Raw genomic sequence first — 16,646 nt, 5'->3', positions numbered from 1 at the left:
ACAACTGGTGTTCGACGGTTTCGTGGTTCTCGCACCACGTACACGCAGGGAGTGTCCATGACTGATGAGGCAGAGAACTCCGCGCAGGAGGGCTTCCCCAAGATCGATACCTCCGTGCCGCAGTCGGCTCGGATCTGGAACTACTGGCTGGGCGGCAAGGACAACTACGAAGTCGACCGTGTGGCCGGTGACGCCTTCCGCACGATCTTCCCCGCCATCGAAACCGGAGCCCGTGCCGCCCGGTACTTCCTCGCCCGCGCTGTTCGTCATCTGGCCGCCGAGGAGGGCATCCGGCAGTTCCTGGACATCGGCACCGGGCTGCCCAACGTGGACAACACCCATCAGATCGCCCAGCGGGTCGTCCCCGAATCCCGGATTGTCTATGTCGACAACGACCCGTTGGTGCTGGCGCACGCCCGCGCGCTGCTCACCAGCACACCGGAAGGCGTCACCAACTACGTCGACGCCGACCTGCGCGAGCCGAGCACGATCCTGCGGGAAGCCGCCAAGACGCTGGACTTCGACAAGCCCGTCGCGCTCATGCTGATGGGCATCCTGGGCCACATCGAGGACTTCGACGAGGCGCGCTCGATCGTGCGGGAGCTGGTGGAGGCGCTGCCCTCCGGCAGCTACCTCGTGCAGTACGACAGCACCAACACCAGCAAGGCGTACGTCAAGGCCATCCAGCAGTACAACGACGGCGGCTCGGTCCCGTACATCCTCCGCAGCCCCGACCAGATCGCGCGCTTCTTCGACGGCCTGGAACTGCTCGAACCGGGCGTGGCGTCCTGCTCACGCTGGCGTCCCGACGCGGGTGCCTGGGGCCTCCCCGCGGAGGTACATCAGTACGGTGGTGTCGCCCTCAAGAGGTGAACCCCGGCCGACGAACCGCCCACGTCCTCGATCACATCCCCCGGTCACGTCTCCTGGAGGATGCGATGGAGGATCGTGGGCGTCTCGTCCGGTGACTCGGCCTGGACCACCAGGCGGTTCATGGCATCCCAGTAGCACTCGATCTCGGACGGCCTGCCAGGGTAGAGGGCAGTGGCGAGCTGTTCGAGGTAGACCACGTCGGTCAACTGACCGCCGGGCAGGCGCAGGATGGTGACCGGACCGCTCTCCGCGGCGTGGCCGCCGGCGAGGAACGGCAGGATCTGCACCGTGACCTGCGGGAGTCGGCAGATCTCGATGAGGTGCTTGAGCTGGGCGCGCATCGCGCCGACTCCGCCCACCGGGCGGCGAAGCGCCGCCTCGTCGATCACGGCCCAGAGCTGGGTCGCCGGCTGCCGGTGAAGGATCCGCTGGCGGGTCATCCGCAGGGTGACCCGCCGCTCGATCTCCTCCGCCGAAGCGCCTGGATGGACGGACCGGATGGAGGCACGCGCGTAGGCGCGGGTCTGCAGCAGGCCGGGAACACGCTGGACCTCGAAACAGCGGATGAGGCTCGCTGCCTGTTCGACCCCGAGGTACGTCTGCATCCAGGCAGGCACCACGTCGTTGTAGGACTGCCACCAGGCGGCGGCGTTGGCCTGCTCGGCCAACGCCAGCAAGGTGGCGCGTTCCGCCTCGTCCGTGACTCCGTAGAGGGTGAGTAGATCGGCCACGTCACGCGGTTTGACCCCGTGACGGCCGGCCTCCAGTCGGCTGATCTTGGACCGGGAGGCGCGGATGGCCCGACCCGCGGCCTCACGGGAGATGAGCCGCCCCTCCCGCAGTCTGCGCAGGTGTGCCCCCAGCGCCAGTCGCGGAACCATGGGGCCGGCCGACTGGCCGTCCAGGACCCCGCTGCCGGACGGTGTACATGTGGCTTCTTGGACGCCCATGGACATGCTCCCCTGCGGTGGACACAACTCCGCACGTGGACAAGCGATGCGGTCAGCCCATCCTAGGGGGCTGTTCTGTGCGCGATCTTCGAGTTGCCGAACGCACGGCGTCTTGACTTCGGCAGCCAGGGATGGCAGGGCACCGCTACAAGGCTGGTCCGCAGCCACTGAGTTGGGCGCCTTCCGGCCGTCGCCGCTGTCACCATCCGGTCATGAGCAGATGGTTGGTCAGGAGGGCGAGGGAGGCCTGGGCCGTGAGCCAGACGCGGGGCCGGCTGAGGAAGGCACACGCGGGGAGCAGCCACATCGCGAACGGCAGCCAGATGCGTTCCGTCTCGGCCTTGCTCATCCCGGACAGGTCGGCCGCGAGGACGGCGAGCACGGCGGCGGACACGAGGAGCGCGAGGCGGGCCTCGGCAGCGAGGGGACCCGGGCTGTCCGGCCGGGTGAGGACGCTGCCGCGCCGGTGGACGAGGGCGGCGACGGTATGCCGTAGTCCCGCGGCCGTCGCCAGGCCCACCAGGAACACGGTGCAGGCGAGGTTCGCCCACACCCAGTACCCGTAGGGCCGGATGCCGCCGGCCCCCTGGTAGTAGCGCTCGGTCAGCAGGCGGTACCCCTCCCACCAGTCGAAGCCGGCGAGCGTGAACGCGAGAGGCACGACGGCGGCTCCGGCGACAACGAAGGGGAGCGGACGTGCCCGGTGCCGTCCGAGGAGCAGAACACCCGCCGCGACCAGTACGAACAGTGTCAGTCCGTAGGAGAGATAGCAGGTCAGGCCGAACAGCAGCCCGGAGGAGAACGCGGCGGCCCGCATACGGGGCCCAGGCCGCCCGGTCACCGCGAGCGCGAGCAGTGCCACGGACCATGCGGCGACAGCGGCGAAGTACCCGTCGGCCGACGTGCCCATCCACACCGCGGCCGGCGCCATCACCAGGAACGGCGCCGCCCGCCGCGCCAGTTCCTCTCCGGCCAGTGCCCGCACCGTCACCAGCACCGCCACGCCGGCGGCGGCGCCGACGGTGATGCACCACACCCCGGCCCAGCCGCCGCCTCCCAGGCCGATCCGGTCGAGGAGGACGAAGGTGAGGGTGGCCGCCGGAGGATGTCCGGCCACATGAGGCGGCCAGTGGTCGGGGGAGTGGAGCAGGATGTGGTGGGTGAAGTCCCGCAGGGTGGCGGGGATGTCGTGGAAGCGGTCGATGACCTGGAGGTACTCGTAGCGGGTGGTGAGCCGGACCGCGATGCCCCGGTGCCAGCCGTCGATCAGCGCCAGGGACCAGGTCCACGCCATGGCCGTGCCCCAGGCCGCGGCGAGCAGGGCGCGCCACGGCAGCCGCGCGGCGACGACGGGACCATAGGCCACGACAGCGGCCGCCACCGCCAGGGCGGCCGGGGTGCCCGGACCGGCGTGCGGGCCCCAGTTCGCGTACAGCGGGGGCCAGCCGACGTGCAGATTCCCGTAGTGGTCCTGAAGGTGGCGGCCGACCAGGGCGGCTGCCACGACGAGGAGGACGGCGGCCAGTGCGGCGGCCAGGTCGGGAAGAACGGTGCGCACCGACGCGCGAAGGGGGGCATGGTCGGAGCGGCGGGGGGTGCGCGGAAACGGACGGAGGGAGAAACCGAGCGGGGAGCGGGTCACAGGAGGAACGCTAGGGCGGAAGGGGGCGAACACTGTCGCCCGCACCGCTGACGTCAGCGTTTCGTCATGGGTCGCGCACCCTTTCGGGGGCCGGTTCCGGCCTACCGTCGGGACATGCGCGACCAACCGCTTCCTCCCTCATCGCCCGGCTTCTGGCGCAGTCCGGTGCGCGGCCCCTGGTTCACCTCCGTGCTCGGTGTCGTGCTGCTGGTGGGTATCACCGTGCTGTTCGTGACGGGGCTGCTGTCGTACGCGGCGTACAACCCGGATCTGTCGCCGGTGAACGACAAGACCCCGGAGAAGGGGATCCTCGGCTTCTACCTCTTCGCCTGGCCGACCGGTCCGTACTGGCTGTACCGGCTCACCCAGGGCGTCCACGTCACACTGGGCATCACGATCGTCCCCGTCCTGCTGGCCAAACTCTGGTCGGTGGTGCCGAAGCTGTTCGCCCTGCCGCCGGTCCGGTCGCTAGCCCACGCCCTGGAGCGGATCTCGCTGCTCCTGCTGGTCGGCGGAGCGCTCTTCGAGTTCGTGACGGGTGTGCTCAACGTTCAGCTGGACTACGTCTTCCCCGGCTCCTTCTATCCGCTGCACTTCTACGGGGCGTGGGTGTTCTTCGCCGCGTTCGTCGTGCACGCGCTCCTCCGCGCGCCCGCCGCCGTACGCAACCTGCGTCGCATGCGGGCGGGGAAGGGCCCTGAGGAGGAGGCAGGCGGGGAGCCGGACTTCCCGCTGGTGTCCCCGCGGCCCGCGGCGCCCACGGTGTCCCGGCGAGGATCGCTGTGGCTGGTCGGAGGCGGTTCGCTGGCGCTGTTCGTGACGACGGCGGGACAGAGCTTCGACGGTCCGCTGCGGCGCACGGCCCTCCTCGCACCGCACGGCTTCGCGGATCCCGGCAGCGGCCCGGGCGGCTTCCAGATCAACAAGACGGCCGCGTACCGGGGGATCAGCGCGCGGGAGACCAGTGACGAGGTGTGGCGACTGGCCGTCACCGGGCCCTCGGGCACCGTCCGGTTGAGCCGGGCCGAACTGCTGGGTCTCCCCCTGCACAGCTCGGCGCTCCCCATCGCCTGTGTGGAGGGCTGGTCGACCTCCAACCAGTGGTGGCGGGGCGTACGGCTGCGGGACCTCGCCGCGCTGGTCGGTTACGAGGCGGACACGGCCCCCGACGTCCTGGTGGAGTCCCTCCAACGGCACGGGGCCTTCCGCAGGGCCGCCCTGCGCGCCAACCAGGTGCGTGATGCGCGCTCCCTGCTGGCCCTGGACGTCAACGGCGAGCCGCTGACACCCGACCACGGCCACCCGGCCCGGATCATCGTGCCCGCGGCGCCCGGCGTGCTCAACACCAAGTGGGTGGCCCGGATGACCTTCGGCGACCTGTGACCGGGCCTGCGGGGGGACCTGTGACGACAAGAGCCCTCGGGACGACAAGAGCCGTGCGGTGAGGAGAACCCCGTGATGAGAAGACTTCCTACGCTGGGAAGCCCCTTGCAGATCCTGCTCCTGGCCTGTTCGTTCGCGCTTGCCGGATACGCGGGCGTGCGCCTGCTGGCCGGTGACGCGCCGGCGGTGACGCTCTGGTTCGTGGGCGCGGCGGTGCTGCACGACCTCGTGTTTCTGCCGCTGTACGCGGCAGTGGACCGGGCCGTCGCCGGTGTGTTCGGCGCCGTCGGCCACCGGGAGCGGACGATGTACGTCCGCGTTCCGGCCGCCCTGTCCGGGCTTCTTCTGCTCGTGTGGTTCCCGCTGATCAGCGGTCGCGTGGCGGAAAGCTACGAGCCCGTCACCGGACTGTCCGCGGAGGGCTTCTTCACCCGCTGGCTGCTGATCACGGCCGTGCTCTTCGGCGGCTCGGCGCTGCTGCTGGTGCTGCGGCTGCGCAGGGCGACGAAGCAGCGGTCCCCGGCCGACCACTGATCGTCGGCACTCCAGCCCAGCGGGCCGGCGTACCGAAGCAGTGCCGGGGTGCCGAGCCTGGCCCAGGGGAACAGGGCGTCGGCGGAGCCCCGTGCGTCGGGGCCGTACACGAGGCGGACCTCGACGCGCTCGTCCACGTCCGCCGGGGCCGTCTCGGCGATCAGCAGGCCGCCGGGCCGCAACAGCTCGGCCAGCCTGCGGAGCAGGGCCCGCGGGTCGCCGCCGATGCCGAGGTTGCCGTCCAGGAGCAGGGCGGTGTTCCAACGGCCCTCGCCGGGCAGCGGTTCGAAGACCGAGCGCCACAGGGCCCGCCCCCCGAGTGCCGCGGTGTGGGCGACCGCCGCCTCGCTGACGTCGATGCCGAGCGCGGACCGGCCCCGGGCGGCGAGCTCCACGACCAGCCGCCCCGGCCCGCATCCCACGTCGAGCACGGCACCCTCGCACCGGTCCAGGACCGCCAGGTCCACGGCGTCGGCGCGGGCACACCACCGTTCCACGTCCAGGGGCAGCAGCCACCCGTCGCTGCGGCGCAGGAAGAGCGGTCCGCGACCGGTCCGCAGGGCGTCGGCGTAGGGGTCGGCGGACCAGGGGCGCTTCGTGCCGTCCCGCGCCGTCGCTTCGTGCGCCGTGCTCATCGGCCGCCGACCGCTCGCAGCCGGGCCAGCTCCGCGGCGAAGTGGCTGTGCGGTGCCTCGGCGGCGACAGCCTCGGCGTCGGCGGCCGTGTCGACGTCCCGCAGGCGCGGCAGATCGTGTACGCGCAGACCGGCGGCGACGAGCCGGTCGCGCTGGGCGGCGCCGGTGGTGGGCGTCGACATCGGGACTCCGCGCAGCAGTTCCGGGTCCGGATCGGCCAGCCCCAGGGCCCAGAAGCCACCGTCCTCGGCGGGACCGAGGCAGGCGTCGCCTTCGTCGAGGTCCACGGTGAGCAGCTCCGGTGTCACCTGCGGGGTGTCCATCCCGATCAGCAGGGTGGGTCCGGCGCAGTCGGCGAAGGCCGCGGCCAGCCGTTCGTCGAGGGCGCCCGCGCACTGCGGTACGACGTCGAAGCCGGGCGGCAGCCAGTGACCGGCCCTCCCGTCGAGGACCAGGACCCGGCGCCGGGCGGGCGTCGCGGCCACCGTACGCAGGGTGTCCGTGAGGGCCGCCGCGGCGAGGGCCGCCGCCTCCACGGGTGTGAACGGTGGCGTGAGCCGGGTCTTCACCCTTCCGGGCCGGGGCTCTTTCGCGATGACGAGGAGGGTGGTCAAGGGCAGGGCCCTCCTTGCGCCTGGGGAGCGGCAGCCGGCGGTGTGGCGGGCTCCTCGGCCAGGACGCGGCTCATGTCCCGTACCGCCTGCCAGGTGCCGCGCCAGGTCCCGGTCACCTTCGAGGCGCCGGTGCGCGGCCGGTACGGGACGTCGTGCTCGGTGACACGCCAGCCCGCGTCGGCGGCGCGCACGACCATCTGCAGCGGATAGCCGCTGCGGCGGTCGGTCAGGTCCAGGGCGAGCAGCGCCTCGCGGCGGGCGGCGCGCAGCGGGCCGAGGTCGTGCAGGCGCAGTCCGGTGCGGCGGCGCAGCATCAGGGCCAGCGCGAGATTGCCGGCCCGGGCGTGCGCGGGCCAGGCGCCCCGGCCCCGCGGCCGGCGCCGCCCGAGCACCAGGTCCGCCTGGCCGTCCCGCACTTCATGCACGAAGGGCACGAGCAGGGCCGGGTTCAGTGAGGCGTCGCAGTCGCAGAAGCACACGATCTCGGCCGTCGCGGCGGTCAGCCCCGCGTGGCAGGCCGCGCCGAAGCCACGGCGCGGTTCCCGGACGACGGTCGCGCCAAGTGCCCGGGCGAGGTCCGCCGAGCCGTCGGTGGAGCCGTTGTCCACCACGAGGGCGCGCCAGCCAGGAGGGATCCGGGCAAGAACCCAGGGCAGGGCGCCGGCCTCGTTCAGGCAGGGGAGGACGACATCGACGTCCTCAGGCGTGGAAGAGGTCATCACGGGTCTCACCTTACGAATGCGAATGGCGCATATCGGACTGCCGCTCCTTACGAAACACGGACGTCGGGGCTCTGGGCGGCTCGGAGGGGGACGGGCAAGGACAGGCGGTGCGAGGCTGGCCCCATGGCCAAGGAGCAGCAGTCTTACGATCCGACGGCGGGCGGGACCGCCGGCCGCGGGGCCGGGGGCGCCCGCGTCCTCGTCGTCGACGACGACCCCACGGTCGCCGAGGTCGTCTCGGGTTATCTGGACCGTGCCGGATACGTGGTGGACCGGGCCGGAGACGGTCCGGCGGCACTCGACCGGGCCGCCGCGCACTGGCCGGACCTGGTGGTCCTGGACCTGATGCTGCCCGGGATGGACGGACTGGAGGTGTGCCGCCGGATGCGTGGACGCGCCCCCGTCCCGGTCATCATGCTCACCGCCCGCGGTGACGAGGACGACCGGATCCTGGGCCTGGAGGTCGGCGCCGACGACTACGTCACCAAGCCGTTCAGCCCCCGGGAGCTGGTGCTGCGCGTGGAGTCGGTGCTGCGCCGGACCCGGCCTCCCGCGGCGACGCGCCCGCTGAGCGCGGCCGGACTCACCGTCGACCCGGCCGCCCGCCGCGCCACCAGGAACGGCGCGGACCTCGCCCTCACCCTCCGCGAGTTCGACCTGCTCGCGTTCCTCCTGCGCCATCCGGGCCGGGCGTACAGCCGCGAGGATCTGATGCGCGAGGTGTGGGGCTGGGACTTCGGTGACCTGTCGACCGTCACCGTCCACGTCCGGCGACTGCGGGGCAAGGTCGAGGACGATCCCGGCCGGCCCCGCCTGATCCGTACGGTCTGGGGTGTGGGCTACCGCTTCGATCCCGCCCCCACGGCCTCCGACGAGGAGTGATCATGAAAGACACCCTCCTCATCGCCCTGTTCGCCTTCCTCGGCGCCGGTGCGGCCGGGCTACTGGGTGCCGCGGCGCTGTGGCAGTTGCGCCGCCGTTCGCTGACCGCCTCGCTGGCGGTGGTCGCCGCGGTGGCCGTGGCCGCGATGTTCGCGGGCACACTGGCCGTGGCGCAGGCGATGTTCCTGTCCGCGCACGACCTGACCGTCGTCACGACGGTGGTCGCGATGGCGGCCGTGGTCTCCCTGGCCACCGCGCTGCTGCTGGGCCGCTGGGTGGTGGCCCGCAGCCGGGAACTCCAGCTCGCCGCCCGCTCCTTCGGCGAGGGCGGCGACTTCGCGGCCCCGGCCCGGCCCGCGACCGCCGAACTCGCCGCGCTGAGCCGGGAGTTGGCGGCCACCAGCGCGAGGCTCGCGGAGTCCCGGGAGCGGGAACGCATGCTGGAGTCCTCCCGGCGGGAACTCGTCGCCTGGATCTCGCACGACCTGCGCACCCCGCTCGCCGGACTGCGCGCCATGTCCGAGGCGCTGGAGGACGGTGTCGCCGCCGACCCCGACCGCTATCTGCGGCAGATACGCACCGAGGTCGAACGCCTCAACGACATGGTCGGCGACCTCTTCGAGCTGTCCCGTATCCACGCCGGCACCCTCGCCCTCACCCCGTCCCGGATCTCGCTGTACGACCTGGTGGGCGACGCCCTCTCCGGAGCCGACCCGCTCGCCCGGGAACACGGCGTGAAACTGGTGGGCGACCGCATCGAGGAGGTACCCGTCGAGGTGGACAGCAAGGAGATGAACCGGGTGCTGGGCAACCTCCTCGTCAACGCGATCCGCCGGACACCCGAGGACGGGACGGTCGCGGTCGCCGCCGAACGCTCCGCCGAGGGCGTCGTGCTGTCGGTGACGGACGGCTGCGGCGGCATCCCCGAGGAGGATCTGCCGCGCGTGTTCGACACCGGCTGGCGCGGTACGCACGCACGGACCCCTCCGGCCGGTGCGGGACTGGGGCTCGCCATCGTCCGCGGGATCGTGGAGGCCCACCAGGGCCGCGCGGCCGTACGCAACATTCCCGGCGGCTGCCGCTTCGAGGTGACCCTCCCGGCAGCCGAACACTGACCGCTTCACTCACCCCGCAGCCGGGCCCGCGCGAACTCCCGCATCCCCTCGGCGAATCCGACCTCCGGCTTCCAGCCCAGCCCGGTCCGCAGCCGCGACGAGTCCGCCGTGATGTGCCGTACGTCCCCGAGGCGGTACTCCCCGGTGACGACGGGCTCGGGACCGCCGTACGCGGCCGCCAGCGCCCGTGCCATCTCCCCGACGGTGTGCGGTTCGCCGCTGCCGGTGTTGTACGCGGTCAGCGCACCGGGGGCCGAATCCGCCTCCAGCGCCGCAGCGTTGGCCGCCGCCACATCGCGTACGTGCACGAAGTCCCGCCGCTGGCGGCCGTCCTCGTACACGCGCGGTGCCTCACCGCGGGCGAGCGCCGACCGGAAGAAGGACGCGACCCCGGCGTACGGGGTGTCGCGCGGCATCCGGGGCCCGTACACGTTGTGGTAGCGCAACGACACCGCCGATCCGCCCGTCGCCCGCGCCCATGCGGCGGCCAGATGCTCCTGGGCGAGCTTGGTGGTGGCGTACACGTTGCGCGGATCGGCCGGGGCGTCCTCCCCGACCAGTCCCGGCGACAACTCCTCCGCGCAGACCGGACACCGCGGCTCGAAGCGGCCGGCCGCCAGGTCGGTGACGGCCCGCGGTCCCGGCCGCACCACCCCGTGCCGCGCACAGAGGTACCGCCCCTCCCCGTACACCACCATCGACCCGGCCAGCACGAGGTGCCGCACCCCCGCGTCCGCCATGGCGGTGAGCAGCACGGCGGTGCCGAGGTCGTTGCGGGAGACGTACTCCGCCGCGTCGGTGAATCCGCTGCCGAGGCCGACCATCGCCGCCTGATGGCACACGGCGTCCATCCCGGACAGGGCACGGGCGACCGCCTCCGGGTCCCGTACGTCCGATTCCGCGTCCTCGCGCACGTCGAACACGACGGGTTCGTGCCCGCGCGCCGCCAGCGCCTCGACCACATGGGAACCGATGAACCCGGCACCGCCGGTGACCAGTACACGCATGGGCCCACGGTAGGGCGGCGCACCCGTCCCACCGTGGGGCCACGCCCACCACGTCACACCTCCGTAAGACACCACGCCGCCTCGCGGTCCTGGAGGAGCGGTGGATGATGCTGCCCGCGGCTCGTCAGCAGGTGGAGTTGGTCTGCGTGAGGAGGCTGAGCCGCCACGGCAGGCTGTTGTAGTCGCCGCCTGCATTGGGGTCCTTGCCCTGGTACAGGTACTGGAGCCGGCAGGAGGGGATGGTCAGCGTCTGGTCGTTGCCGGCGCGGATCATCTCCCCGTGGCTGATGTCCCTCGTCCAGGTGCCCGAGGGGAAGGAGACGTTGTTGGCCCGGGCGAACGGGTTGCTCTCGGACGCGGCCAGCGGCGTCCAGGAGCCGGCCAGGCTGCCGGACGTCCAGGAGCGGAAGTAGCGCCGTCCGTCCGAGCCGATCGCCTCGACGAGCAGCAGATACTGGTTGCTGCCCTGCACCTTGTACACGTTGCTCGCCTCGAACAGGGCGTATTTGTTGGAGTCCTGGGCCGCGATGACGGTGTTGGTGAAGCCGCCCGGGAACTGGCCCACCGTCGTCTGCGAGCGGTAGAGGTGCCCGTTGTCGTCGGAGGAGAACAGGTAGCAGTTGGTGCTGTCGCAGATCACCCACATGTCGACCCAGTAGCCGTTGCCGATGTTCTGCCGGATGATGTCGGGCATCGACGAGTAGAAGTTGCGGGGCGCGCTCCAGCCATTGGGGTTGCTGATGTCGGGGTTCGTGGAGTACGAGGCGTTTCCGGTCTGGTAGACGAGGTACCACAGGCCCTGCGGCGCGTAGTAGAACACCTGGGGCGCGGCCCGGTATCCGGTGCCGATGGCGCTGCGGTCGAGATAGTGGTGGGTGGCGGAGGCCGCCTGGGACCAGTCGGTGAAGTTCAGGTACACCAGGCTGTAGCCGGAGGAGCCGGCGACGCTGGCGAAGACGTGCCACTTGCCGTTGTGGTAGACGACCGAGGGGTCCTTGAGGCCCGCGATGTTGTGCGTCGAGTCCGACTTCGGGGACATCAGCACACCGCTGGAGCTCCAGTTGTAACTGCCGGGCAGGGCGGCTGCGGCCCTGGTGGTGGTGCTCGTGACCGCGGCGGCTGCGGGCGTGGGCGCGGCGGCAGCGGGCGCGGCTGCGGGCGTTCCGCCCATCGCGGTCAGAGCCGCGTTGTACGCCGGCTTCTTGGCGCCGTTGCGGTCGAACAGCAACGGGTTCTCCCCTGCCCGCCAGGAGTCGCTGTCACGGATGCCCCACACGGTGATGCCGGTGCAGCGCGCGACGTTCATACAGGCCCGCACGGAGTTCGTGTACGCGGTCGTCGGTGCCTGCGCGATGTCCAGCTCGGTGATCTGGACGTCCACGCCGAGGGCGGCGAAGTTCGACAGCGTGGTCTGGAAGCCGGCCGGCGGCCCGCCGGTGCCGAAGTGGGCCTGGAACCCGACGCAGTCGATGGGCACGCCACGCGCCTTGAAGTCGCGCACCATGCGGTAGACGCCCTGGGTCTTCGCGGCGTTCCAGTCCTCGATGTTGTAGTCGTTGTAACAGAGCTTGGCCCCCGCGTCGGCCGCCCGCGCGGAGCGGAAGGCCTCCTCGATGAAGCCGTCGCCGAGCAGGTTCTGGAACACCGAGGGGCGGTGCTGGCCGCTGCCGCCGTCGGCGAAGGCCTCGTTGACCACGTCCCAGGCGAAGACCTTGCCCTTGTAGTGATTCATCACCGTGGTGATGTGGTTGTTCATCACGCTGCGCAGCGTGTTCGCGTCCGTGATGGAGCTGACCCAGCTGGGCAGCTGGGAGTGCCAGACCAGGGTGTGGCCGCGTACACGCTGTCCGCGTGCCGTGGCGCGGTTGACGATCTGGTCCGCGGGGCCGAAGTTGAACGAGCCGCGGGACCGCTCGATGGTGTCCCACTTCATCTCGTTCTCGGGCGTGACCGAGTTGAACTCGCGGTCAAGGATCGTGGTGTACGTGCCGTCGCCCAGCTTGCCGGCGGCCACGGCGGTTCCGAAGTACCGTCCGGACTGCGCCGCTTGGGCTCCCAGGGTGGAGGCCTGGACGGCGTCGGGAGCGGCAGCGGCCGTCGCGGTTCCGGTCAACGTCGCCAGTACGCCGGCGGTCACCATGCCTAATGCCGTGAGCGGGCGCCGATGTGTCCGCTTCAGAAGTCTCATGATTCTCCTCGTACGGTTGGGTGCGGGTGCGGGTGCGGGTGCGGGTGCGGGTGCGGGTGCGGGTGCGGGTTGTGCGGTTTGTGCGTCGGGGGGCGCCGGGAAGGGCGGCTCCCGTGATCAGCGCGGTTGTTCGAGTCATGACAACGTGGCGGCCTCCTGGTGTGATGGACCGAACAGATGCGGGCGGATGAGGGATCAGCAGGAACTGTTCGTCTGGGTGAGCAGCCCCAGGCGCCAGGGGAGCTGGGAGTAGTCCCCGCCGGCCGACGGGTTCATGCCCTGGTAGAGGAACCGCAGGCGGCACGGGTCGATGGTCATGGTCTGGTCGTTGCCGCTGCGGATGAGTTCGCCGTGGCTGATGTCCGCTGTCCAGGCGCCGGAGGGGAAGGTGACGTTGTTGCTGCGGGCGAACGGGTTGGCCTCGGTCGCGGCCAGCGGCTGCCACTGGCCGGTGAGCCCCTGGGCGGTGAAGGAGCGGTAGTGCCGCCTCCCGTCGCCGCCGATGGCCTCCCACAGCAGCAGATAGGTGTCGGTGCCCTGGACGCGGTAGACGGCTCCGCCCTCGAACAGGGCGAATGCGGCGTCCTGGAGCACGAGTTGCGTGTTGCGGAAGCCGCCCGGGAACTCGCCGACGGTGGTCTCCGACCGGTAGACGTGGCCGTTGTCGTCCGCGGAGAACAGATAGCACTTGGTGCTGTCGCAGATCACCCAGTAGTCGAGCGTCCCCGACGGAGCGGCGTTCTGGAAGGTCCGAGGGGCGGACCAGCTCTGCGGGTTGCCGGGGTCCGTGCTGGTGGAGTACGAGGGCGGCCCGGTCTGGTACACGAGGTACCACACGCCCTTCGGCGCGAAGTAGAACACCTGGGGAGCCGCGGCATACCGGGTGCCGATGTTGGGGTTCGTGTCCAGGTAGGTCAGCGGGGCCGAGGCGGCCTGCGACCAGTCGGTGAAACTCGTTTGGGCCAGGCTCCAGGTGCCGGAGGTGTTCGCGGTCGTCATGAAGACGTGCCACTTCCCGTTCGCCTGGACCACCGTCGGGTCCTTGACCGAGACCACCGGGTGACTCGCGTCGGGCTTGGGGGCGATCAGCGGGCCACTGGACGACCACCGGAAACTGCTCGGCAGCTCTGCCGCTGCGGTGGCGGCTGCCCGCTCCGGCCCGGGCGGAGCGGAGGAGGCCTGCGCGGGGAGGGCGAGCGCCAGCGCCAGGCCTGACACGAAGGCCGCCGCCGTCCGGCGGAGGCGCGGGTGAGGCCGTCGTCGTACGGATGCGGGCATACAAGGCTCCAGGAAGCGGTCGGGGCCCGCCGCACGGACACACCTGTGCGCCCTTGGAGTTCCGGCACGGTGGCGCGTGGGGGAGAGCCTTACCGGTACGGATGATGCGGGTGCTGTCGTGCCCGACCCGCGCAGAGAGCACGAGCCGCTTCAACCAAGCCGGGGTTCGAAGTCTCGAACGTCGGCCGACACTTCGGGCGTGATGGAGAATACGAGCCTGAGTGCAAGCGTCAATACCCCTTGCATCATTCGGTTTTCGGCGCCGCGTCAAGCGCACGAGGCCCTTCGGGCCCGTGGCCCTCGGCGTGCGGGGAAGGGCGGCGGCGGCCCCCGCAGCAGTGATGAGAGCCACCGCTGCGGCGGCCGCCGCCAGTGTGCGCGGAACGCGCTCCGAGCGCAGTCGTCGTACGGGTAACCGTGAACGCAGCGAGGGGCGGAGCGTCAGGCGCCCGAGGTGCTCGCGCCCGTCGTGGCCGCGACGGGCGCCGGAGACTGGGTGTCGCTCCGGCCGATCCGCCGGGCGAGTGGCACTAGGGCGATCGCGACCGCGCCCACGAGCCCGGCCAGGGCGAAGGTGGTGAAGCCCCAGCTCTGGTTGCCGTTGCTCGCGAGCGAGCCGATCAGCCACGGGCCGACGACGGCTCCGGTGCGGCCGACTCCGGTGACCCAGCCGAGGCCGGCTGCGCGCTCGCTGTCGCGGTAGACGGAGTTGGTGGCGGCGTAGACCATGACCTGTGCGCTGAACAGCCACACACCGGTGACGGCGACGACGGCGTACGTCACGCCCAGCGGGAGATGGGCCTTGAGCAGCAGGGCCCCGGCGGCGGTCAGCACGAACCAGATCGCCGACACGCGCACCGCGCCGAACTTGTCGGCGGTGCGGCCCGCGATGAGCAGGCCGACGATGCCGCCCGCGTTGATCACCATGAGGAAGCTGACGGAGGAGCTCAGGCCGTAACCCTCGGCGCGCATCATCTGCGGCAGCCAGGTACTCACGCCGTACACCAGCAGCAGACCGCAGAACGAGGCCAGCCACAGCAGCGGAGTCGCCCAGCGGGACTCGGGGCGGAACAACGCCCGTACGGCGGCGAGCCGGCCCTTGGCGCCGGCCGCCGGAGCTGCGACAGCGGTGGGCCGCGGAAGCCCGTAGCGGTCCGCGACGGCATCGGCCTTGTCGCGCTCGCCCCGCGCCAGCAGGACACCGGGCGACTCGGGCAGCAGGGCCAGCAGCAGCGGCACCGCGATCAGAGCCGGCAGCACACCCGCCCAGAACACCCAGCGCCAGCCTGCGGCCGGGGCCAGCGTCAGACCGAGCCCGGTCGCCGCCATGCCCCCGAAGTGGTACGACGTCATGAGCAGGCCGGTGGTCAGGGCCGCCCGGCGCGGCGGGGCGAACTCCATGACCATGGCCAGGCACAGCGGCATGAGCCCGCCGAGGCCGAGACCTGAGAAGAACCGGCCGAAACCGAACAGGCCGACGCCGCCGGCCATGGCACAGATCGCCGAGCCGACGGAGAACAACGTCACGCTGGCCACCAGCATCAGCCTCCGACCGAGCCAGTCGGTGAGGTTTCCGGCCGTGAGCGCACCGATGAGCATGCCGAACGTGGTCCAACTGCCGATCGTGCCCGCAATGGCCGGGGTCAGGCCGAGCCCTGGGTCGTCGAGCATGTGCGGCATGACGGCGCCGTAGATGTTGACGTCCATGCCGTCGAAGAACACGGCCAGCCAGCACAGGGCCAGGACCGGGAACACGGTGCGGAACGTGTGTGGGGGACGGAGCGCGGCGGACGCGGGGGATTGGTTCATCTTCGTCCTTGGAGATGAGCGGGAGGAGAGATCGGAGATGAGTGGGGGAGAGAGGGGGACGGGAAGGTGATGAGCGGGCCCTGGAACGTGAGGATTGTTCGCCTGGTGAAATCCGATTCACTGGCGGACATGAGTCTCGGGTTGGGACAGGCGAGTGTCAATGGTGTGAGGAGACGTCGATGCGTCCGGGTAGTGGCTGCGGCGGACTGTCGCGCAGCCCTGGATACCGTGGCGGCGGTTCCTTAACGGTCACCGGCATGCAGACCCCAAGGAACACTGCCGGGAACCGGCAATGCGCGGCCGAGGCCCGGTCGTGCAGCATGGCTCGCGGGGAGCACAACGGATGATTCCGGTGCCGGGCACCGGCAGGTGTCCGGCACCGGAATCCGGAACGGCCGTGTCAGACAAGGGGCGCGTGCTGCGAGCGGAGGGGGGACGGGGAGATGCGGACATTGCTGACGGCCGCCACCGGTCTGCCCACGATCCTGTTGACCGCTGCCCTCGTCGTGGTCGTCTGCTTCTGGCTCCTGTCCGCCCTGGGTGTCGCCGCCGTCGACAGCTTCGACACGGACGTGGACCTGCGGGCGTGGCGGATGAGCGGCGTGCCCGTGACGGTCGCCCTGTCCTTGCTGACGGTGCTCGCCTGGTCCCTGAGCGTGGGAGCCGCGCTTCTGATCGCCGTGTTCGTGCCCCCGGGACCCGCCGACGGGCTGCTGCGCCTGGTCGCGCCCGCGGGAGCGCTGCTCGTCGCCTGGGCCACGACCTGCCTGATCGTACGGCCGTTGCACCGCCTCTTCCCGGACAAACCCGGGCTGCCCGTGCCGAGGGAGGCCCGCACGGGCGACGGCAACGGGATCCCGGATGCCGGCGACCGCGACCCCTGCTGGGGCGCATCGAGTGACCCGGTCCGGCCGCGCGACCGCGCCGCCTAGCCACGCAGTCCGAGTCGCGCCGCCACCGAGCCCACCCCCGGCTCCTCCATCACCACGCTCCAACTCCCTTACGCCTCAAGGA

14 protein-coding genes are annotated in these 16,646 nt (G+C 71.3%); 5 read left to right on the top strand and 9 right to left on the bottom strand.

The features are described from left to right. Positions 1–57: 57 nt before the first annotated feature. On the top strand, positions 58–873 hold the full coding sequence (locus FPZ41_RS04630; RefSeq protein WP_152859373.1) for an SAM-dependent methyltransferase: 816 nt from the start codon (positions 58–60) through the stop codon (positions 871–873). Positions 874–917: 44 nt separating this feature from the next. Here the strand turns inward: FPZ41_RS04630 and FPZ41_RS04625 are convergent, their stop codons facing one another. Next, positions 918–1,823, bottom strand: coding sequence for a helix-turn-helix domain-containing protein (locus FPZ41_RS04625; RefSeq protein WP_152859371.1), 906 nt, complete (start codon positions 1,821–1,823; stop codon positions 918–920). 199 nt (positions 1,824–2,022) lie between these two features. Further along, positions 2,023–3,381, bottom strand: a complete 1,359-nt coding sequence (locus tag FPZ41_RS04620; RefSeq protein ID WP_322619830.1) for a hypothetical protein — start codon at positions 3,379–3,381, stop codon at positions 2,023–2,025. A gap of 198 nt (positions 3,382–3,579) precedes the next feature. On the opposite strand from FPZ41_RS04620, the gene FPZ41_RS04615 reads away from it, so the two are divergent. Continuing rightward, the gene (locus FPZ41_RS04615; RefSeq protein ID WP_152859369.1) at positions 3,580–4,848 is read left to right on the top strand and encodes a molybdopterin-dependent oxidoreductase; all 1,269 of its coding nucleotides are present in this window, start codon (positions 3,580–3,582) and stop codon (positions 4,846–4,848) included. A 389-nt stretch (positions 4,849–5,237) separates the two neighbouring features. Here FPZ41_RS04615 and FPZ41_RS04605 read toward each other — a convergent pair whose 3' ends face one another. From FPZ41_RS04605 to FPZ41_RS04595, 3 genes are read right to left on the bottom strand one after another with little or no spacing between them, the layout of a single operon-like run. Further along, positions 5,238–6,017 carry a class I SAM-dependent methyltransferase gene (locus tag FPZ41_RS04605; protein ID WP_152859367.1) on the bottom strand — a complete coding sequence of 260 codons (780 nt, stop codon included), beginning with the start codon at positions 6,015–6,017 and terminating at the stop codon, positions 5,238–5,240. Beyond that, entirely contained in the window at positions 6,014–6,631 is a 618-nt protein-coding gene (locus FPZ41_RS04600; protein WP_152859365.1) for a TIGR04282 family arsenosugar biosynthesis glycosyltransferase, read from the bottom strand. The genes FPZ41_RS04605 and FPZ41_RS04600 overlap by 4 nt, the downstream gene beginning before the upstream one ends. Next, complete coding sequence (locus FPZ41_RS04595; RefSeq protein WP_152859363.1) at positions 6,628–7,350, bottom strand: glycosyltransferase family 2 protein; 723 nt, start codon at positions 7,348–7,350, stop codon at positions 6,628–6,630. Before FPZ41_RS04595 ends, FPZ41_RS04600 begins: the two co-directional genes overlap by 4 nt. Positions 7,351–7,476: 126 nt before the next feature. Between FPZ41_RS04595 and FPZ41_RS04590 the strand changes: the two genes are divergently transcribed. Both FPZ41_RS04590 and FPZ41_RS04585 read left to right on the top strand, forming a co-directional pair. Beyond that, complete coding sequence (locus tag FPZ41_RS04590) at positions 7,477–8,235, top strand: response regulator transcription factor (RefSeq protein ID WP_152859361.1); 759 nt, start codon at positions 7,477–7,479, stop codon at positions 8,233–8,235. A 2-nt stretch (positions 8,236–8,237) separates the two neighbouring features. Beyond that, positions 8,238–9,350, top strand: a complete 1,113-nt coding sequence (locus FPZ41_RS04585; protein WP_152859359.1) for a sensor histidine kinase — start codon at positions 8,238–8,240, stop codon at positions 9,348–9,350. 5 nt (positions 9,351–9,355) lie between these two features. Here the strand turns inward: FPZ41_RS04585 and FPZ41_RS04580 are convergent, their stop codons facing one another. The 4 genes from FPZ41_RS04580 to FPZ41_RS04560 form a co-directional block, all read right to left on the bottom strand. Beyond that, entirely contained in the window at positions 9,356–10,357 is a 1,002-nt protein-coding gene (locus FPZ41_RS04580) for an NAD-dependent epimerase/dehydratase family protein (protein ID WP_152859357.1), read from the bottom strand. A gap of 124 nt (positions 10,358–10,481) precedes the next feature. Continuing rightward, positions 10,482–12,545, bottom strand: coding sequence for a non-reducing end alpha-L-arabinofuranosidase family hydrolase (locus tag FPZ41_RS04575; RefSeq protein ID WP_152859355.1), 2,064 nt, complete (start codon positions 12,543–12,545; stop codon positions 10,482–10,484). A 195-nt stretch (positions 12,546–12,740) separates the two neighbouring features. Beyond that, positions 12,741–13,823, bottom strand: coding sequence for a non-reducing end alpha-L-arabinofuranosidase family hydrolase (locus tag FPZ41_RS04565; RefSeq protein WP_152859351.1), 1,083 nt, complete (start codon positions 13,821–13,823; stop codon positions 12,741–12,743). A gap of 441 nt (positions 13,824–14,264) precedes the next feature. Next, positions 14,265–15,632, bottom strand: coding sequence for an MFS transporter (locus tag FPZ41_RS04560; protein ID WP_152859349.1), 1,368 nt, complete (start codon positions 15,630–15,632; stop codon positions 14,265–14,267). 443 nt (positions 15,633–16,075) lie between these two features. On the opposite strand from FPZ41_RS04560, the gene FPZ41_RS04555 reads away from it, so the two are divergent. Beyond that, positions 16,076–16,564, top strand: a complete 489-nt coding sequence (locus tag FPZ41_RS04555) for a hypothetical protein (RefSeq protein WP_194235986.1) — start codon at positions 16,076–16,078, stop codon at positions 16,562–16,564. Positions 16,565–16,646 lie beyond the last annotated feature (82 nt).

Source organism: Streptomyces acidicola (assembly GCF_009377235.1).
In the GTDB taxonomy this organism is placed as follows: Bacteria; Actinomycetota; Actinomycetes; order Streptomycetales; family Streptomycetaceae; genus Streptomyces; species Streptomyces acidicola.
This window is presented reverse-complemented; position numbering and strand designations above follow the sequence as displayed.

What these genes read in the sequence shown, in the direction of transcription:
- FPZ41_RS04615 (WP_152859369.1), top strand. Translation starts at nt 3,580, where the DNA reads ATGCGCGACCAACCGCTTCCTCCCTCATCGCCCGGCTTCTGGCGCAGT.
- FPZ41_RS04565 (WP_152859351.1), bottom strand. Translation starts at nt 13,823, where the DNA reads ATGCCCGCATCCGTACGACGACGGCCTCACCCGCGCCTCCGCCGGACG.
- FPZ41_RS04560 (WP_152859349.1), bottom strand. Translation starts at nt 15,632, where the DNA reads ATGAACCAATCCCCCGCGTCCGCCGCGCTCCGTCCCCCACACACGTTC.
- FPZ41_RS04575 (WP_152859355.1), bottom strand. Translation starts at nt 12,545, where the DNA reads ATGAGACTTCTGAAGCGGACACATCGGCGCCCGCTCACGGCATTAGGC.
- FPZ41_RS04625 (WP_152859371.1), bottom strand. Translation starts at nt 1,823, where the DNA reads ATGGGCGTCCAAGAAGCCACATGTACACCGTCCGGCAGCGGGGTCCTG.
- FPZ41_RS04580 (WP_152859357.1), bottom strand. Translation starts at nt 10,357, where the DNA reads ATGCGTGTACTGGTCACCGGCGGTGCCGGGTTCATCGGTTCCCATGTG.
- FPZ41_RS04595 (WP_152859363.1), bottom strand. Translation starts at nt 7,350, where the DNA reads ATGACCTCTTCCACGCCTGAGGACGTCGATGTCGTCCTCCCCTGCCTG.
- FPZ41_RS04555 (WP_194235986.1), top strand. Translation starts at nt 16,076, where the DNA reads ATGCGGACATTGCTGACGGCCGCCACCGGTCTGCCCACGATCCTGTTG.
- FPZ41_RS04585 (WP_152859359.1), top strand. Translation starts at nt 8,238, where the DNA reads ATGAAAGACACCCTCCTCATCGCCCTGTTCGCCTTCCTCGGCGCCGGT.
- FPZ41_RS04605 (WP_152859367.1), bottom strand. Translation starts at nt 6,017, where the DNA reads ATGAGCACGGCGCACGAAGCGACGGCGCGGGACGGCACGAAGCGCCCC.
- FPZ41_RS04590 (WP_152859361.1), top strand. Translation starts at nt 7,477, where the DNA reads ATGGCCAAGGAGCAGCAGTCTTACGATCCGACGGCGGGCGGGACCGCC.
- FPZ41_RS04630 (WP_152859373.1), top strand. Translation starts at nt 58, where the DNA reads ATGACTGATGAGGCAGAGAACTCCGCGCAGGAGGGCTTCCCCAAGATC.